We start from the raw sequence: 18946 nt of genomic DNA, 5'->3' as shown, positions 1-18946 counted from the left end.
GCCGATCATCAAGAAACTCACGCTGTCAGCAGTTTACGCACTTAACTGCGCGAAAGCGAGGGTTTTGTTGCCTCGGCCCTGTGCCGATGACAGATGCTGCCATGGACACCAATTGTTCGGATTGGGTTCGCCGGATTTGACATCTAAAAAAAGACGTAAGTCACTTTCCAATATAGAATTAACTGCGAGTCCCCCGCAATCGGGGATCTGCGGCATCCCGCAAGGCTTCACCAATCAGGTTGTAACAGGTGACTGTCAGAAAAATTGCAAAACCGGGATAGGCCATCTGCCAGGGAGCCTGCAACATGATCTTGCGGCCCTCGTTGAGAATGGTGCCCCAAGACGGTGTGGGGACGCGGACGCCGAGTCCCAGGAACGACAGAGAGCTTTCCAGCAGGATGGCACCGGCAATCCCAAATGTGCCTGCCACCACAACCGGAGCCAGGGCGTTGGGAAGGATCTGGCCGAAGATCAGCTGTGTGGAGGAATATCCCAGAGAGCGGCCTGCCAGAACAAATTCCTGATTCACCAGACGAAGGAACTCACTCCGCACCAGACGGGCAACGCCAGTCCAGCTGGTGAGACCAATGACAATCATGATATTGATCAAACCAGGGCCAATCAGGGCCACAATGGTTAACACGAGAAAGAGCGTGGGGAAGCAGATGACGACTTCAATCAATCGAGAAATCAGGATATCAGTCCAACCGCGGAAGAACCCAGCCAGTGATCCCAGAACAATCCCAATCGCCATATAAATCAGCACTGCGACCAGTCCGACTGACAAGCTGATCCGGGCACCCCAGATGAGAAGCGTGAGGAGGTCGGCACCTAAATTGTTGGTTCCCAGCCAATGAGGCTGATCCCACTGGGAGTTAGGCTTCCAGGCATCTTTAAGGTAGATCGCTGGTGGTTGGGTGATGTTCTTTGTGTCGTATTCGTCGATTCCAAAAGGAACCAGCGGCCAGGCGACAACTTCAAAGACTACGGGAGCCACCTTTCGGGAATCATAGGCGGCTAAGACTCCTTCTTTATAGTTGGTACGATCCAGACGAGCAGGCACCATTATCCACCACATTGTGGCGAAGATCAGCGGCACGCTGCCCAGCACAAGCCAGTGGCACCAACTGGGAAGGTTGTGAATGGTTCGAGATTTCCAGGCGAATATTCCCCAGACAGGCCAGAAGAAAACCCCCACCATAAACCACAGGTCAATCTCGGTCAGTTGCGAAATCACGGGAAAAAACCAGCGGGTGATTAATGGAGGAGTGGCGGTAAGTCGCAGTTCTTTCAGCTCTTTCTGGAGTGTTGTCAGTAATAAGACTTTTGTGGTGGATGTCGCTGTTGAATGGTTCGTAGAGGATGTTGTTTGAGAACTGGCAGGATTAACAGCCGCTTGTGCCAGATCTGCTTTGGCAACACCGATCTGCTCCAGAGTTTGATCGAGCCGTGCTGCAAATTTTTTGCCTGACTCCTGGGTCTGGTCAATTTCCTGTTTGGCAGTTTTCAGGTTGAGAACTGCATTTTCCAGTAACTGCTGAAGTTGCTGAATGGGTTTCTGCTGAGACTGATAAGATTTTGTCAGAGTGACTAGCGATTCAGAGGAACGAATCAGTTCCTGAAATTCAAAGCGGTTGAATCCCAGAAAGGCCAAGGGGCGATCGTTGGCAATCATGGGGGCAAAGATCGCAATAACAACTTCGACGAGCATGAGAACCGTCGCAAAGACGGCGAGGCGTCTCTTGCTGAACTCTCTCCAGATCTGGGCTGACTGTGACTGCGCGACGGGCGCCTTCGCATTCAAAGGGGGAACCACGGGCGTGCGAAGAGACACGAGAGGTTGCCCCAATGTTGGCGGTAAAGTCGAAGCCAAGGGAACCGGTTTCGATGAAGGGAGATCCGCCGCAACCATCAATTCTTGCTTTCGAACGAAACACGCGGATCGACCAGAACGTACATGATGTCGGAAATCAGGATACCGATGAGAGTCAAAATCGCCGACAGCATCATAGTGACGATGATCATGTCGTACTCACGAGCATAGACACTATCGATCGTCAATTTCCCCATGCCCGGGATTTCAAAAATATATTCAATAATAACGCTGCCGCCAATCAGTGCCGGAAGTAGAGAGGCGAATAAGGTAATAATCGGAAAGAGGCTGTTGCGGAGGGCATGAACCCAAACCACCCGAAACGGACTGCACCCTTTGGCGTAAGCTGTGCGGATATAGTCCTGGCGAATGACTTCCAGCATCCCCGCTCGCATTTGGCGACTGATGTAGGCCAGTGAAGCGTAAGTCATGCAGAGGATAGGCAGGACGAGGTGAGTGGCGTAGTCCCACAGCAGCGGCCAGAAAGACATCTGGTCAGCATTAGAACTGGAGAGGCCCAAGACCGGGAGCCCGAGTTTTGTTTCAAATACTCCCAGTCTGAGCATCTCAGCCACCCAGAAGGAAGGGAGACTATACAGCACAAACAGCCCAAGAGTCAGCGCACGGTCACTCCAGCTTTGTGGGGCGACGGCGCTGAAAATCCCCAGAGGGATGGCTAATACATAGACCAGCACAAACACGACGGAATTGATCAGCAAGGTCACTTTCATCGCCGGAATTAAATCCGTCCAGATAGAGCCTTGTTTGGTGTAATAGATCATTTCCCCACGAAAGACACGCCCCAGGAACCAGAGGAACTGGGCGTGAAGCGGTTCATCGAGTTTGAAGTTTTTACGGAAGGCCTTTTCGGCATTTTCCGTCCCTCGTTCGGAATTCATCCCTCCCTGCGCAGATGCGGCTCCGCCAAAGCGACCTGACGCAGGATCACCCGGTGTCGATTTAATGACTACAAACGAGATGATCAGAATGCCGAACAAGGTCGGAATCATCATCAACAGGCGTCGCAAGAGATAAGTCGCCATGCACTCCACTTCAACAGAAAAACAGGATCTGAGAGCCGGCCGTCAAAAACAATCCGAGAAAAATATCGGCGAGCTTATTCAGGAGATCAGGGTTAGTGTGCCTGTTCGTCTTTAGGAACATACCATTCGGTGAGGTCAAATCCGGGTCGTAGTCGATACCACTTCACGCCGCGGAAACGCTGGTGATAAGCTCCCAGATCCTTTTGGCAATACAAGAACATGTAAGGTTGCTGATCGTCCAGTACCCGATGGAGTGAATAGTTCAGCAGGGCGCGTTTTTCCGGATCGAGCGTCACGCGGATGCTTTCGATCAGTTCGTCAGCTAAGGCACTGGCAAACGAGCCAGCGTTACTTCCCCGGGATTCCGGTGTGGCTCCGGAACTATGCCAGAGCTGAAATGGATCGCTTTCGATCGGCATGGCCCAGGAGAGTGTGACCAGGTCAAATTCTTTGGCTTTGAGTTTGTCGACGAAAGCGGCCCACTCTAACGGTCGGATTTGCATATCAATGCCGACTTGCTTCAGAGACTTCTGAAGAAGAGCCACGCGATCGTTGGCGATGGGATTTCCTGGAGGTATGAGAAGTTCAAAACGGAATTTAACTCCTTCCTTATCGAGAACCCCATCACGATCCGTATCGATCCAGCCAGCAGCTGCCAGCAATTCCCTCGCTCGTTCAGGATCATAGCCAATCGGATTGACCAGATGATCGTAACCAGGGCCAAAGTAGTATTGGCTGCCACTAACAGTGGTGCCCAGGTTGTACATTTTGTCTTTGAGGTAGCCTTCTTTATCGAAGAGCATTGCCAGAGCGACACGAACCCGCTGATCGTTAAAATAAGGTTTGGTCAGATTCCAACAGAAATAGCTGTAATTTGGTGTGTACCAGTCGGCTTTGACATATTTTCCCTTGAACCATGAGGGAGGGCCTTCGAGATCTTTGGTGTACTGCTCAGGATCCATACGGTAGTTAAAGTCAATTTCTCCAGCCCGCAGTGCCTGAAGGGCTGTGGTGTTGTCAGCGATGAACCGGAAAATCAGCTTATCGAGATAGCCGCCACGTTCTTGAAGCCAGTAGCCATCGTTTCGCTTCAGAATGACACGGTCGGTCTTCTTCCAGTCTTCCACGGTATAGGGGCCGGTTCCCAGAGGAGACTGGTTGTAGGCCGTGTCAGTATTGAAGAATTTACCGAAGCGTTTGCCATGAGCACTCAAGGTCTTTTTTGCGTCTTCTTCAGCTTCGGTCAAGTTCTCAAGAGTCAGATCAAAACCCTTGAAATCTTCATTGGAATTCAGGTTTTTCAACCGGTTGCGGAAGAATTCAAAGGATGGGGTGTAAAGACCAAGACCAGCCCCGAATTCAAACGCTTTGAAATACTGCTGGCGGTAGCGGAGACGCACGACGGTTGGTGAGAGGGCATCGCAATCCGTGAGGTCAGCGTAGTAAGTTCGGACTGCATCGCAATCCACAGTGTTGTTGTTGAGGACCGCGTAGGCGAACTCCAGATCCTTGCTGGTGAAGGGGGTTCCATCTGACCACTTGGCACGGGGATCAAGGTAGAACGTCATCCAGGTTTCCCGCTGGATGTCTTCAAACTCACCGGGCTTGAGATCAATGAACGTCTGCCCCTGAGGGAGTTCTTTTTTCAGGGGATTTTCGGGAGAGAGAGGAGTCACACGAATGCCGCCACCATCGGGCAGATCTTCGACTTTACCGTAGATTTCGTTGCCGGTCTTGATGGTGTACTTGCCGGGGATAATCCCGCTGACAATCAACTCGCCGTCTTTATTTGACCAATTGTGATAGCCAGTGGTCGGGGCACCCAGCACTTTTCCAATCGGGAAGAGACCGACCCAACCTTTGGCGACCGGCTTGCCATCGGCATCAAGCGTCTTGACAACGATTTTGTGTTCATCTTCCGGTTTCTTGCCAGTGGCGGCCTTGTATTCGACCTCGGACTTAGCCACCGGGGAGCCACCATCGATGGTCATTTGTATGACCTTTCCAGTGGTGCCAGCGGCCAGTTTGACCGAGTCTTCGATAATCCACTTTTCTGCCAGATGCGGCAGGAATTCAAAGGTTTCCTGATCCTGGCGCGCCAAGGATTCCTGAACGTACTGGCCAATGTAAGTCTGCACGGCCGACTGCTCGATCACCGGATTCAAAGATTTCGGTTCTGAGTTAAATCGGACAATGACCCAGTCTCCTTTTTCAGGCGACTTGGGATTGTTCTGGGCATGGGTATTCCCCAGATCGACAGGAATTTTCGCATTCAGATCCAGTTTGCCGCCAAACGATTCGGCCACGCGGGGAATTTCAATGCCATCGAGTTCACTGAGAATGGGGACTTCGGGAACGTCGGGATATTTTTTGAAAAGAGCGTCTTCTTTCTGCTTCAAGTTGGTAGAGGCTTGACCTGCTGAAGCATTTGGTAATCCCGCCGCAAATTTTTCCGGCGTCATCCCTTTGTCAGATGGAGTTGGGGCGGTATCAGGCGAGCCAGCAACAACTTGCCCAGCGATAACCTGCATTGTTGCCAACCGCTCAGCGGCAGCGGCCAATCGGGCAGCCGCCTGATCCATTTTTTCAGCCGCCGCTACCAGCTTTTCCGCAGCTGCGACAGTCTCAGCACTGGATCCTCCCTGAGCTGAAACGGGAGGAGACGAGGTGACGAAACACCCGCTCCCGCCAACAACAAGTAGCGTCCCAAAACAGACCAACCAGACTCTGGAAGAAAGGCCCGACAACCGCATAACGTTGATCTTTCTCACGAGTTCCATTGTATTATTTGACAACTTGGTGCAATCAAAGTCGAAGCGAGCATTTCAAACAAAGACTTGCTTGAGTGGTCGCTCTATTTCAGATCCAGTCGGTATGGCATCACAGTGAGAACCGGCTGATCCCCCAGCCGATTGAGGAGTTGCTGATCCTGAATTGCAGGCAACGTGCCTGCGGGGAGCAGTTCCAGCAACCGGGCCTCAAGACGAGACTCAGCCCCCACTGGCCCAAACAGTGCTTCGAGAGGGCTTCCCGGTTTAGGAAGCTCCAGGCGTTCAATCTTGGCGGGATTCTCAATCTTGGCTAATTCAATAGCTCCCTTGATCGCATCTTCCAATGTACCGATTTCATCGATCAAACCGATTTCCAATGCCCGGTTTCCGGAATAAATTCGTCCGCGTGCCAACTGCTCCAGTTTGACGACGTCCATCTTGCGGCCAGCAGCAGCTTTCGACGTAAATTGCTGATAAATCTCATTCATCAGTGTTCTGGTCGCTTCGCGCTGAGTCTCAGTAAAACCTGTCGTTGTCGACAAGACTCCGCTGTTCTTGCCACGCTCAAGCACAACCACATTCACGCCTAATTTGTTATACAGCTTCTCAAGTGCCACTTTGCCACCGACGACTCCAATCGATCCCGTGACCGTTCCGGGAGCGGCATAGATCTTCTGTGCTCCCATGGCAATGTAATAACCACCGCTCCCTGCCACATCACTCATGCTGGCGACCAAGGGCTTTTTGGCTTTTAACAGTTCCAATTCATGCCACATGAGGTCACTGGCCAAGGCACTCCCACCGGGGCTGTCAATTCGCAGAACAACCGCCTTGACGGTGTCATCATCCCTCAACTGACGAATGGCCTTGATGAGGGTTGATGAGCCTAAGACCTCGCCAGAAATCGGACTCGACTGACTGCTTCCCGTAGAAATCATGCCGCTGGCGTACAGCACACCCACCTTGGGAGCTGATGACTTTCGCGTTCCTGGCGCCTGGCCGGAAAGAGCATTCATCAACGTGATGATGCCATTCAGTCCCGACAAGTCGGCATCAGCCTTCTTCTTGCCATAGTTTTTCGACAGCTTGGCGGCTTCTACTCCATGAGCTGATTTAATGGCCTGATGAAGTTCTGATTCGTAGGCCACGAGATCAATCAGACCGGCTGCCTTTGCTTTTTCAGCAGTGAAAACAGCGGTATCAATCAGCTCTTTAACACGTTCTGCAGGAATCTGGCGACTCTCTGAAATCGTAGAAACAATCTGCCCATAGACATCATCAAGGAGTTCATCCATTTCCTTTTTGAACTCAGGACTCATGTCGCGGCGAGTGTAAGGTTCACCCGCCGATTTGAACTCGCCAATCCGTACAACTTCTGGCTCGATGTCCAGTTTTTGCAACATGTCTTTATAGAACCAGACTTCGGCCCGTACGCCAGGAATCATCAGCAGGCCGGGTTGGGCGAGAGCGATTTTATTGCAGGAAGTCGCGAGCAGGTAAGTAGAAGTATCGGCAGAATCGAGAAACGCCCAGACCTCTTTTCCCGCGGCTTTCAGTCGACCAATGGCACTACGGAGTTCATAAAGCTTGCCACGCCCGATCGATAAATCGCCAATCTGCAGAACAACAACCTGAACTTCTTTATCAGTAGCGGCTTTGTCGAGACGCGCGATCAGGGTGAAGAGCGTTTCGCTACTCTCCCCAAACAAGCCTTCCATGGGGGCTCCTTCGGTCAAACTGCCTGAAATTTTGATTTCAGCAATCTTCAGTGACTTAGCGACTGCGACCTTGGGCTTTTCTTTGCTTTCGACTTTTTCTGAATCGCTGGTTTGCGACTTACCCTCTTTCAATTTTGCGTCTTGGGTGGTTGGCGTGACTGCAGCCCCCGTTGAACTCAGGTCTGAGGCCTGATTCACCACAGCCACCTGCAAGGAATCATCAGCTCTGAGTTCTCCCGTTCCGGCAGATGACGCTCCCAGCAAGCCAGCAAGTGAGAGACGAATAGCAAACGAAAGTTGGCAAGCGAATTTGCCGGGCACAGAAATCATGCCAAAACTCCATTGGAGATGATTGATCAATCCATAAGACCAACAGACACATCAAGTGAATCTGCTCTAAGCTATCACAACCTTATCACTCGTGCCCTTTTCCACGGCATACTTTAAGCGATCCAGACGGCGACAATTTTCCAGGGAACCCACTTCGCCCTTGAACAGATTAAACAGAATACGATTTGAAATCGCCCCACCTTCTGTGGGCTGACCCGGATCATTGACAGGTCAGTACGATAACACACCGGCAAGAGGAAATTCATTTGAAATCAATCAACATCTTCCGAGAAACAAACGACTGCAGGACAATGGCGCGCATGCGTAAGGCGGTCAAGTGCCTGGATGATTTTCGACAAGGCCTTTGCGAAATGGCACACGATTTCTCTTGACCGGCTAAGCAGTGTTGAATTGAGACTGAATTTCTTTTGTTTGGTTATCGATGGCCACGTGAAAATAAAGGCTAAAAAATAAGGGCTAAACGGCCCAATGACGTGAATTATTTTTTCATGACATCTTCCCCAATCCCACCTGATGAGTTGTCAAAGCTTAAAATCGGGGTTAAACCGGCTGTAAAGCAATACAGCGTAGGATGTTACATTGCATCGACCTTCAAAGCAAAGACGTAACACGCCCCATATAATTGCCAACAGGTTATGAGGGGCAGCCAAATTGCATGAAATCAGCTTGTCACTCCCCATTCAACAGGTGAAACTGACAAGAAATTTCTCAACCGTTGATTGCAATCCCCAAGGCAATCTACGATGGCGGTTAAGTTTTCTGCTGGCAATTTTCGCTCGATAAATCATTTGCTCACAGTTTTGCCGATCTGGCACTGTAAGTTTCAATGAGAAACCTTTTCCGCATTCTGACGCAATTTCGACGCTTTGAAACGACCGTTTCCGAAAGAACAGCAATGACACTTTGGCAGCCGCGACTGCTCGCAATGAGTCTTCTCAGCCTGGCGCTCGCTTTGAGCATGGCCACAGGACTACAGGCCCAGACGATTGTCTGGAATTTGCCTCCAGAGGGGACTTGGGTACGTTTCCAGGGAACTTTTGAACAAACGGAAGCCCGTCCGGGGGCAGCTGCGGGAGACCTGGAACTGCCACCGTGGTCAGAACAGGTCACGATCCGTGCTTTAGGAAGCGAAGAGGGAGAAGTCGCTGGTGAGCAGGTTCCCTGTCGCTGGTTGGAAATACGCATCGAACGGGGCAAAGAAATTGACGGCAAGCTGGACACGGGGCTGGCTGGTCTTGAAATTTACAAAGTGCTCGTTCCTGAAAAGGCAGTACCCACCAAAGCGGTTGATGCAAATGGGATTCCTGTTTCCTTTCTGCCTGTCATCAAAGGCTATCGTAAGGTGGGCAGCGGAGAAACCCTGCCGCTGGTGACACCTGCGCTCCAGCTTTACCCCCTTGGTGTGCTTGCGGGCTACTATCGAAATGTGACATCCAGCAATACCCCTGAAGATTTTGCGACACCAGCGGGAGCTCAATCAGCGACGCTTTACGAAGGCAAGCTGGAAGCCGAACGGGCAGGAAGCCGCACTCAAGAAGAATCGAGCATCTGGCGTTCGGCAGAAATCCCGTTTGGTGTTGCGGGTTGGACAGCGACCGTGGTTCGTCAAGTGAAAGATGAGCGAGCACCAAGGGATGACTTCAAAACGGTCAGCACTGTGAAGTCGTCTGTCAAGCTGGCAGCGACTGGCACCGATGCCACCAGCGATCTGCCCGATTCCAACTAATTCCCGCCCCCTGGTGCTCTTGGTTGGAAGAATCGCAGGATCAACAACCTGGCGACCATTCCTTTCATGTAACAGCAGGCTTGCCGGAATCTTAATTTCTTTTCATCCTTACGTGGATCAGATCACGATGATTCCACCGCCAAGGATGCAACCTTTGATACGCCGTTATTCTGCTGTTTGCTCGACTGAGATTGCTCTGGCTCAAGCGATCGAAGAGGTCTCGAGCAAGCTGCATGAACAATTGGAGGGAGTCGCACCCGACCTTCTCGTTGTTTTTTCCTCGCATCATCATGCCAATGAATGGAAGTCATTGGCCTCAAAACTGGTTGAGTCAACAGGCGCCAAAACTCTCGTGGGTTGCTGTGGTGAGTCGATTGTGACCACAACTCGCGAGATTGAAGGGGGGCCAGCTCTCTCGTTATGGGCCGCAGTTTGGCCGGAAGTGAGCATTCACCCCTTCCATGCCTCATTTGAACGGACTCCAGATGGTGTCGTGACCAGCGGTCTTCCCAGGGATCTCGATTCGCTCAGATCCTCAGCGCGGTGCGCCCTGGTTCTGGCTGACCCTTACTCATCGCTCCCTGATCAATTGATCGACTACTTTGCAGAGGAGCTTCCCGGCTTACCGGTCATTGGCGGCATGGCAAGCGGGGGAGGCCCTGGAGAAAACGCCCTCTTTTTTGCCCACCCCACCAAAGAACCACAGTTGATCGAAGAAGGGGCCATTGGAGTGATTCTCTCCGGTGAGTTACCCTTCACAACCGTGGTCTCACAGGGGTGTCGCCCGGTTGGTTCAACGTTTATTGTGACTCGTACGGACAGAAATTTTATTCTTGAGATGGGCGGAGAATCGCCACTCACCCGTCTTGAAGAGCTCTATTCCAGTCTCTCTCCCCATGATCAAAAGCTGATCGAACATGGCCTGCATCTCGGACTGGCCATGACTGAATATCGTGATACATTTCGACGGGGCGATTTCCTGATTACGAATGTTATTGGAGCCGACCGTAACACAGGAGCACTGGCGATTGGCGGACGCGCCCGAGTTGGTCAGACGGTTCAATTTCATTTGCGAGACCACATTTCCGCTTCAGAGGATCTGGGCGAGATGCTTAGTGCCGTGCGTGGATCAGCGATAATGCCGCTGGGGGCATTGCTCTTTACCTGCAACGGGCGGGGGACACGGCTATTTTCTGAGCCGCATCATGATGCCAAAAAAGTCACAGAGGCCTATGGGCTGATTCCCACCGCAGGATTCTTTGCTCAGGGGGAGATTGGTCAGGTGGGCACAAAGAATTTCTTGCATGGTTTCACTGCCAGCATTGGACTTTTTGGTTAACTTCATGGCGAAGTTGCCATGAAGTTAACCCTCTCATCAGCCACGATACCTGATGCGAAGATCGCCCCTCCAAGTATTAACAACTGCTGATATGTAGTGTGGGTGGCTTCGTCGCTCCACCTGAATAGAGATCGCTGATATACTCTTGGCTGATGGGGCGTCCCTTGGCACATGATTTGGCAGCGTGTCCTACAGGGTCTTTGATTGGTTTTGTTCACAGGATGATGGGTTTATGGCGGCACTGCTCCAGATTCGGGATGCCTGCAAAAGCTATGGGTCGCAAGTTTTACTCGACCATGCCGAAGCGACAATTTCGGATGATGTCAAAGTCGGGTTCGTGGGTCGCAATGGGGCTGGCAAAAGTACACTACTGCGCATCCTTCTGGGGGAAGAAGAACTTGATAGCGGTTCGATTTCCCGGCATCCCAACCTGCGACTGGGTTATCTCCGGCAGCATGATGATTTCCGTCCCGGTGAGTCGGCCCTCGAATTTCTGATGCGTGACAGCAATCAACCCGACTGGAAATGCGGGGAAGTGGCTGGCCAGTTCGAGCTGAAAGGGAGCTACCTTGACGGCCCGATCGCCAAACTCTCTGGAGGCTGGCAGACTCGTGTGAAGCTGGCCGCATTGCTGCTGCACGAGCCAAATCTGCTGCTGCTCGATGAACCAACAAACTTTCTGGATCTGCGAACCCAGATTCTATTGGAACACTTCCTGCGGGGTTATAACGAAGCCTGTCTGATCGTCTCTCACGACCGTGCGTTTCTGGGGGCGACCTGCTCGCACACGCTCGCTCTTTCGCGGGGAAAGCTGACAACATTCCCTGGAAAAATCGATGCTTATCTCGATTATGAGCGAGAGCAGCGTGAAGTGATCCAGCGGTCTAACGCCACCGTTCTTGCCAAACGCAAAAGCCTGGAAGAGTTCATCGCCAAGAATAAGGCCCGCGCCAGTACAGCGACGCAGGCACGTTCCAAGTCAAAGCAACTAGAGCGGTTGGAAGTCCAGGAGGTGGAAGCTGACGAAGCCACCGCAGTCATTCGCGCGCCGATGATTGAACCACGTCAGGGGCCTGCTGTTCGCTGCAAAGACATGTCGATTGGCTATCCCGAGCGAAAGATTGCCAGTGATATCACGCTCGAAATTGACCATGGCTCACGGGCAGCCATCGTGGGTGATAACGGTCAGGGGAAGACGACGTTCCTGCGCACCATTGTTGATTCACTCAAACCCATAGACGGTGAACTTCGCTGGGGGCACGGTTGCAGCGTGGGGGTTTATGCCCAGCATGTTTACACAACGCTTCCTCCGGAAAAGTCGGTCTTGCAATACCTGGAAGAGACCGCCGCACCGATGACGCGCACGCAAACCGTGCTGGATATCGCGGGAGCATTTCTGTTCCGTGGCGCGCATGTGGATAAAAAAGTGAGTGTCCTTTCCGGGGGTGAGCGGGCGCGCCTGTGTCTCGCGGGGATGCTGCTCAGCCAATACAACATTCTCGTCCTTGACGAACCCGGCAACCACCTGGATGTTGATACAGTCGAGGCCCTCGCCGACGCCTTGGTGAGCTACAAGGGAACGGTGATCTTCACGACTCACGATCGTCACTTTATGAAGCGTGTCGCCACTTGCGTGATTGAAGTGAAAGATGGCCGGGTGACGAATTACAACGGCGATTACGACGCTTACGTCTATGCAGTGAATAAAGAGATCGACGACGGAGAACGTGAGGCGAATGCCAGCAAAATGGCTAAGGCTCCGGCGGCAGTCATCGCAGCAAAAGCTCCTAAGCCGAAAGGAAAGGACGATCGCGCACTTCGCAAAGAATTACAGACTGTCGAACGGAATATCGCCAAACTCGATGAACAAAAGAAGTCGCTCACGGCTTCGCTTTCTCTGGAAGCTGACGCCAGGAAGGCCCTTGATCTTCATAATCAGGTTGAAGAGATCGGCCAACAGTTGACCACCGCTGAAGAGCGCTGGGTCGAGATTCAGGAAGAATTGGGAGAAGGCTGGTAAAGCGAATTGACGCTGGTCAAACCCGCTGACTTCAACTCTTAACTCTTTGCCCGTCAGTTTCGTCTTACAATGCCCACACCCAAAGCGGAACCAACTGGTGATCCTCTGTCACTGGTCGGCTCGGTAATTTGACTGTGATTTGGGCGAGTAGATAGAGTTTTTCACCTGAAGTGGGGGCGGATTGACGCACAGTTTCTCCAATTTCTTCCGTTTTTTTGAGGCATAATTTCCAGAACTCTCACAATTGAAGGGAATTGCGCCGTCTCCAGCCTTTTCAAAAAAGTGAGGTTGTGACTAAAATCCGGTTTGCACTCCCCGTGTCTGGATGGAAGGCGATGTGCCTTCGTCGACATACCCAACCCACTTTTTTGAGATAAGGCTAGTTTCGTCTGGAGTGAACGAATACGGCCGCCGCTGGTTCCTTGTGGTGAAATGATTTCAGGCAAAAGCTTTGCCGGGATTCATAAGGAACCGTGCAGTCAGGATTGAAAACGCATGGTTGATCGTCATTTGCTTCGCGAATACTCCATCAGCGACGACGAGCTGGATCAGGCTTTTGCAGCCTCGCTCGGACTGGAAGACGCTGGCCTCGATCAGGAAGAGATCGACGCCCTCTACACGCCACACGGCGAAACCTACGATGTGAACTCCATCATCGAGGGAACGGTCATTCGCATCGAAGGCGAAGAAGTTCTCATCGATATCGGCTACAAGAGTGAAGGCATCGTTCCCATCGAAGAATGGGGCGATGAAGATGAACAGCCTGTTCCTGGCATGCGGATCGCCGTTCTCCTCGAAGAAATCGAAGACGAATTCGGCTTGATCATGCTGTCGAAGAAGAAGGCTGATCGGATCCGCGAATGGGAAAAAGTCATTCGCGAACACAAGGAAGGCGATGTCGTCAAGGGCGAAGTCGTCCGCAAGATCAAGGGTGGACTGCTGGTCAATATTGGTGTCAACGTCTTCCTGCCAGCCTCGCAGGTTGATATCCGCCGCCCACACGATCTCGATTCGTACAAGGGTCGGATCATTGAGTGCCTCATCCTCAAGATCGATGAGCAACGCCGCAACATTGTTGTTTCCCGCCGCCGCTTGATTGAAGAGCAGCGCGAGAAGATGAAGAAGACTCTGCTCGCCGACCTCAAAGAACGCGAAATCCGCAAGGGGACAGTCAAGAACATCGCCGACTTCGGTGCGTTCGTTGACCTGGGCGGCATTGATGGCTTGCTGCACATCACCGACATGAGCTGGGGCCGCATTGGTCACCCGAGCGAAATGGTGAAGATCGACGACGAAATCGAAGTGATGATTCTGCACATCGACCGGGATCGCGAGAAGATCGCTCTGGGCCTGAAGCAGAAAGACAAGAGTCCCTGGGACGATGTGGAAACCAAGTACCCTGTGGGGACGAAGATCAAGGGCGATGTCGTCAACGTGATGAGCTACGGCGCGTTCGTCAAGCTCGAAGACGGCATCGAAGGCCTTGTCCATATCAGCGAAATGTCCTGGACAAAGCGCGTCAACCATCCTTCTGAGTTGGTTAACCCCGGCGACGAAGTCGAAGTCGTTGTCCTCAATATCAACAAAGACAAGCAGGAAATTTCTCTGGGGATGAAGCAGGCTCTGCCGAATCCATGGGATCAGGTCTCGGCGAAGTACCCACCCGGCACGATTGTCGAAGGAACTGTTCGCAATCTCACCAACTACGGGGCTTTCATCGAGCTTGAAGAAGGTGTGGATGGGTTGTTGCACGTCAGCGATATGTCGTGGACTCGCAAGATCTCCCACGCCAACGAAATGCTGAAGAAGGGTGACCTGCTCAAGTGTCAGGTCATCTCCGTCGACGAAGAACGCAAGCGAATCGCTCTCGGCCTGAAGCAGCTTGATGAAGATCCATGGGAAAACCGCATCCCAACACGGTACCAGCCAGGTGAAGTGGTCACTGGCAAGGTCACAAAGATCACCAATTTTGGCGTCTTTGTGGAACTGGAGTCGGAACTGGAAGGTCTCCTCCATGTTTCTGAGCTTGCCGATCAGAAGATCGAAAACCCAGAAACCTTCGTGAAGGTTGGCGAAGAACTCGAAGTCCGTATTCTGCGAATCGACCCTGTCGACCGCAAAATTGGTCTGAGCCGTAAGACCAGTGGCGATCTGCCGACGGAAGAGAACAAGCCGTCTTCCGATGGCCAGTCCTCCGCTCCTAAGCCCCGCGCTGAACTTAAGGGTGGTACAGAAGGTTCGGCTGGCCCGCTGTTCAGCATGAGCGGCGACGCCACACCAACTGAAGGTTAATTCATCGATTTGAGGGGTTGTCCCCTCATAATGACTTCTCTCAGAAGCCAGCCAGCGACCCGGCATCATGTTTTGATGCCGGGTCGCTTCGTTTTTAGGCTTCCCGCCGGTTCTCGTTTTGAAATGGGAGCCGCATTGGCAAGCGCAGCTCCCTGCCTTGTTTATATGCAGAGCATTAAACCATTGGGCGAAGCATCCTGAATCACGGGCAACCAGTCAGTGCAAATCGTCTGATTTTCGAGCGAGATAGAAATAAAAAAACATCGAAAACACGAAATCGTAGCTGGTAAAACTACTAATCTCTAATTTTGTAGTTTATGGTCTACCGAGTAGACCATAAGAACATACCTCTGGCATGAGATTCGCTTTATGCACAGCATCACATCGCTTCCGACGTTTATGTTCGGAACATTTTTCTAATTTTTGCGAGGGAATGAAATGCTGCGTCGACGCGGGTTTACACTGATTGAGTTATTAGTGGTGATCGCCATTATTGCAATCCTGATCGCCTTGCTGCTGCCCGCTGTTCAACAGGCTCGGGAAGCGGCTCGTCGAACACAATGTCGCAACAATCTCAAGCAGTTGGGGTTGGCCACTCACAATTATCATGACATCCATCTGCAGTTCCCACCGGCAAGTTTCACAGCAGAAGGATCGGGTGCCAACCTCAACCGGTCAGCCTCAGTATTTGTCCGTCTGCTTCCGATGATGGATCAAGGGGCCGCCTTCAATCAGATGGTGTTCAGTGGCACTGACTTCAACGGAACTTCCGGGACGGATCGAAATTGGGCCGTAAAGAACTCATTACGCGTCCCCGGTTTGCTCTGTCCTTCCAGCGCCATGTCGACGACACGTTCGGATACCACCAGTGCAGGCACCACAGCTTTGGGAACGACAGTTCCCACATCGATTACAGTGCAATTAGCCAATTATGTTGGCATCTGCGGATCGTATAACACTCCCACGGGAACGACACGCACCGAAACAGCCTGGACTGGCTCTGGCATGCTGGCGGCCAATGGCATCATTGTTCCAGCCCTCGCAGGAACTCTCTGGGATCCCATGTCACCAAAATATGGTTCCCGCCCACAACCAGCCACAATTGCCAACGTGATCGATGGAACGTCGAGTACGGCAATGTTCGGAGAGCAGGGGATTATGACCATGTCGAATGCGTCGACAACGGCGCTGAACGATATGCGTGCTTCAAATGTTCCTGGCGGTGCCTGGTCTGGCGGAGAAAATCAGACGTCACGTATCGGAAATTACACGTCACCTCGCTCGCCCTACCTGATTAATTATCGAGCATCAACTCCTGCAGATGCTGGAGTCAACACCTCAAACGTTGGCGGGCAGATGCACAGTGTTTTCAGTTCCGCTCATACAGGCGGAGCCCACTTTGTTTTTGCCGATGGTTCAGTCCGATTTCTGTCTGAAAACACCAGTGCCAGCATTATTAACGGCATCTGTCAGCGGAACGATGGTCAGGTTCTTGGCGAGTTCTAAATGACGGGATGTTTCATCCCGATTGTTGGAGGCTCGTAACAGGCAGCGAGCCTCTTTTCATTGAATCTAGTTTTTTCGTTGTGAGGATCTTGTGAATATCAGTTCGTCCATCTGCAAGCGATTAGTGGCTGTGATATTTCTCGGAATGAGTGTGCCCGGCTGCGGAACTGCGGAAACAGGCCCAGAGTTAGCTCAAGTTCAAGGAACAGTTGTTCAGAAAGGAAAGCCAGTTGCTGGTGTGACCGTGATTTACACCCCAGAGTCCCGAGATGCGGTTCCTGCGATGGGTGTGACCAGTACTGAAGGACGGTATGAACTCCGCTATCGTGGCGGCCCATTGGGGGCACCTGTGGGAGTCTGTCAGGTTCAGCTACAGGTCAATGGAACTTCGGAAAACCCCAATAAACCCGCTCCCCCTCCGCAAACATATACAGTCCCTCAGAAAGTTGATGTCGCCCCAGGCAAAAACACGTTTGACTTCGATCTCTCGACGTTAGGGAAGCCCAGCGTCTAACACAGGTCTTCCTTGCAAACTGCTCCTCGAGAGCGATGTCACAAAAAAACACCGGGCTGCTTTTTGAATTTATTCAAGAAGCAGCCCTTTTTCATTTCATTTACAGAACCGAAACGGATCAGCAATTCTCAATGTGATCTGGCGAAAATTCGATGAGAACCATTGCGATAGGAAAAACGGATCGTACCGATTATTCCATTGCACTGGATATATTCTGGCGAGAGGAGAGCATGACGCCATTAAAAATGTGCCATTGGCACGGGGGATGCTTTCTTGTGCCTCTGACAAATCAATTAGCTGTTCGCTGTTGTCTCGGATAACGCGATTGCAAAGCTGTTGTAACCTTTTGACAACCGCGCAGACCCTGCTTAAACGTACCAGGGCCATGATTGACACTTTGTCAATCATTTTGTTTACGAAATGTGCGAAGAATATGACGGCGCGCCCGCATGTTCCGCACGCCCCGCACGACAGGCTGTCTTGCCAGGTTTCACTATTCGGAACAGCCATTTTTCGCCGGAAGACCGCGAATTCTCTCCCCAAACAGTCGATATACATATTCAGACAACGCGTCAAACAGTGTTGGAAACGGACAGGAAACTTCGCTGGCTGTGTCGAGGGTGGATCTACCGACACATAAGCCGCAAGCCACCGGATGATTCGGGGCTGTGCCTGTTCGCCTGAAGTGGGACTCGATTCCAGCGCTCTGCGACACCGCGTGGCAGGCTTAGATGAGCTTGCCGACAACGTGCCATCCCCTGACACCCTCAGCGGCAGAGCCCACAAATGCCTAAAACGATTAATGTTTCATTTTTAGATGACCGCAGCGGCAGCACTTCGGTGCAGTCTCCTCTGGAGACCTACCTGCGGGAAATCAACGAGACCGCTTTGCTCACGGCTCGTGACGAACGAGAGCTTGCCAACCGGATCGCCAATGGCGAAAAGGAAGCTCGTGACCGCATGGTGCGTGCTAACCTGCGTCTGGTGGTCAATATTGCGAGAGCTTATGTTGGAAAGGGGCTTCCGCTTCAAGATCTCATTGAAGAAGGGAACCTCGGCCTGTTGCGAGCCGTTGAGGGATTTGATCCCAATATGAACACTCGCTTCAGTACCTATGCGAGCTACTGGATCAAGCAGTCGATCAAGCGTTCACTGATTAACTGTGGCAAAACGATTCGCATCCCTGCATACATGGTCGAACTGCTTTCCAAATGGCGTAAAGCCACTGCCAAGCTGGAAGATGAATACAAACGTCCTCCGACCCAGGAAGAGGTTGCCAAAGAACTGGGGCTTCCTAAAAAGAAGCTCTCAATTGTCAAAAAGGCCATTCATCTTTATAGCTCAACGCCGCAGACAGATGACGAAGAATCCGGCTGGATGATGTCCGATATGGTGGCCGATGAGCGGGTCAAAGGCCCCGATGATGAATTGCTCGATACCGATAATCTCAAGCATGTCTATAAAATGCTTGAAACGATGGACGAACGTGAAGCAAAAATTCTTCGCATGCGATTCGGACTGGATGATTCTGAGCCTAAAACACTCAAAGAAATTGGCGAAGAAATGGGTCTGACCCGTGAGCGTGTGCGTCAGATTGAGTCAGAAGCCCTCAAACGGATTGCCAAGCGGATTCTGGGAGAATAATCGCTCGTGACGAAGATCTTCACGTGAATCGAACATTGACGTGATCCATAGAATCGATTGAAACCATGATCGACTAAGCCCCAGGAGAGCCAGTTCATCAGAGCTGGCCCCCTGGGGTTGTTTCTCAAGTCACGAGTTCAAAAGCCTCC

General features: G+C 51.8%; 11 protein-coding genes. 7 read left to right on the top strand and 4 right to left on the bottom strand.

Features of this window, described 5'->3' with window-relative positions:
- Positions 1 to 178: 178 nt before the first annotated feature.
- From SH287x_RS07435 to sppA, 4 genes are all read right to left on the bottom strand, one after another.
- Complete coding sequence (locus tag SH287x_RS07435; protein WP_479517981.1) at positions 179 to 1912, bottom strand: ABC transporter permease; 1734 nt, start codon at positions 1910 to 1912, stop codon at positions 179 to 181.
- Positions 1912 to 2916: an ABC transporter permease gene (locus tag SH287x_RS07430; protein ID WP_479517980.1), complete on the bottom strand. Its 1005-nt coding sequence runs from the start codon at positions 2914 to 2916 to the stop codon at positions 1912 to 1914. The genes SH287x_RS07435 and SH287x_RS07430 overlap by 1 nt, the downstream gene beginning before the upstream one ends.
- Positions 2917 to 3008: 92 nt before the next feature.
- Positions 3009 to 5669, bottom strand: coding sequence for an ABC transporter substrate-binding protein (locus SH287x_RS07425; protein ID WP_479517979.1), 2661 nt, complete (start codon positions 5667 to 5669; stop codon positions 3009 to 3011).
- A gap of 101 nt (positions 5670 to 5770) precedes the next feature.
- The gene (sppA, locus tag SH287x_RS07420) at positions 5771 to 7735 is read right to left on the bottom strand and encodes a signal peptide peptidase SppA (RefSeq protein ID WP_479517977.1); all 1965 of its coding nucleotides are present in this window, start codon (positions 7733 to 7735) and stop codon (positions 5771 to 5773) included.
- Between the two features lie 916 nt (positions 7736 to 8651).
- Here sppA and SH287x_RS07415 point away from each other — a divergent pair.
- The 7 genes from SH287x_RS07415 to SH287x_RS07385 all read left to right on the top strand — a co-directional run bounded on the left by SH287x_RS07415 (position 8652) and on the right by SH287x_RS07385 (position 18797).
- Complete coding sequence (locus SH287x_RS07415; RefSeq protein ID WP_479517976.1) at positions 8652 to 9482, top strand: hypothetical protein; 831 nt, start codon at positions 8652 to 8654, stop codon at positions 9480 to 9482.
- Between the two features lie 154 nt (positions 9483 to 9636).
- Positions 9637 to 10821 (top strand): FIST signal transduction protein, encoded by a 1185-nt coding sequence (locus tag SH287x_RS07410; protein ID WP_479517975.1) that lies wholly within the window; start codon positions 9637 to 9639, stop codon positions 10819 to 10821.
- Between the two features lie 232 nt (positions 10822 to 11053).
- The gene (locus tag SH287x_RS07405; RefSeq protein WP_479517974.1) at positions 11054 to 12841 is read left to right on the top strand and encodes an ABC-F family ATP-binding cassette domain-containing protein; all 1788 of its coding nucleotides are present in this window, start codon (positions 11054 to 11056) and stop codon (positions 12839 to 12841) included.
- Positions 12842 to 13336: 495 nt separating this feature from the next.
- Entirely contained in the window at positions 13337 to 15133 is a 1797-nt protein-coding gene (locus SH287x_RS07400; protein ID WP_479517972.1) for a 30S ribosomal protein S1, read from the top strand.
- A gap of 438 nt (positions 15134 to 15571) precedes the next feature.
- Positions 15572 to 16639, top strand: a complete 1068-nt coding sequence (locus tag SH287x_RS07395; protein WP_479517971.1) for a DUF1559 domain-containing protein — start codon at positions 15572 to 15574, stop codon at positions 16637 to 16639.
- Between the two features lie 91 nt (positions 16640 to 16730).
- Positions 16731 to 17153 (top strand): hypothetical protein, encoded by a 423-nt coding sequence (locus SH287x_RS07390; RefSeq protein ID WP_479517969.1) that lies wholly within the window; start codon positions 16731 to 16733, stop codon positions 17151 to 17153.
- A 786-nt stretch (positions 17154 to 17939) separates the two neighbouring features.
- Positions 17940 to 18797, top strand: coding sequence for a sigma-70 family RNA polymerase sigma factor (locus SH287x_RS07385; RefSeq protein WP_479517968.1), 858 nt, complete (start codon positions 17940 to 17942; stop codon positions 18795 to 18797).
- Positions 18798 to 18946 lie beyond the last annotated feature (149 nt).

It is taken from the genome of Planctopirus sp. SH287 (assembly GCF_056500625.1).
The sequence above is the reverse complement of the archived record's forward strand: the minus strand, read 5'-3'. Positions and strand labels throughout refer to the sequence as shown.

Excerpts from the sequence above, each read along its gene's own strand:
- SH287x_RS07415 (WP_479517976.1), top strand. The coding sequence starts at position 8,652 with ATGACACTTTGGCAGCCGCGACTGCTCGCAATGAGTCTTCTCAGCCTG.
- SH287x_RS07425 (WP_479517979.1), bottom strand. The coding sequence starts at position 5,669 with ATGCGGTTGTCGGGCCTTTCTTCCAGAGTCTGGTTGGTCTGTTTTGGG.
- SH287x_RS07405 (WP_479517974.1), top strand. The coding sequence starts at position 11,054 with ATGGCGGCACTGCTCCAGATTCGGGATGCCTGCAAAAGCTATGGGTCG.
- SH287x_RS07400 (WP_479517972.1), top strand. The coding sequence starts at position 13,337 with ATGGTTGATCGTCATTTGCTTCGCGAATACTCCATCAGCGACGACGAG.
- SH287x_RS07430 (WP_479517980.1), bottom strand. The coding sequence starts at position 2,916 with ATGGCGACTTATCTCTTGCGACGCCTGTTGATGATGATTCCGACCTTG.
- SH287x_RS07395 (WP_479517971.1), top strand. The coding sequence starts at position 15,572 with ATGCTGCGTCGACGCGGGTTTACACTGATTGAGTTATTAGTGGTGATC.
- SH287x_RS07385 (WP_479517968.1), top strand. The coding sequence starts at position 17,940 with ATGCCTAAAACGATTAATGTTTCATTTTTAGATGACCGCAGCGGCAGC.
- sppA (WP_479517977.1), bottom strand. The coding sequence starts at position 7,735 with ATGATTTCTGTGCCCGGCAAATTCGCTTGCCAACTTTCGTTTGCTATT.
- SH287x_RS07435 (WP_479517981.1), bottom strand. The coding sequence starts at position 1,912 with ATGGTTGCGGCGGATCTCCCTTCATCGAAACCGGTTCCCTTGGCTTCG.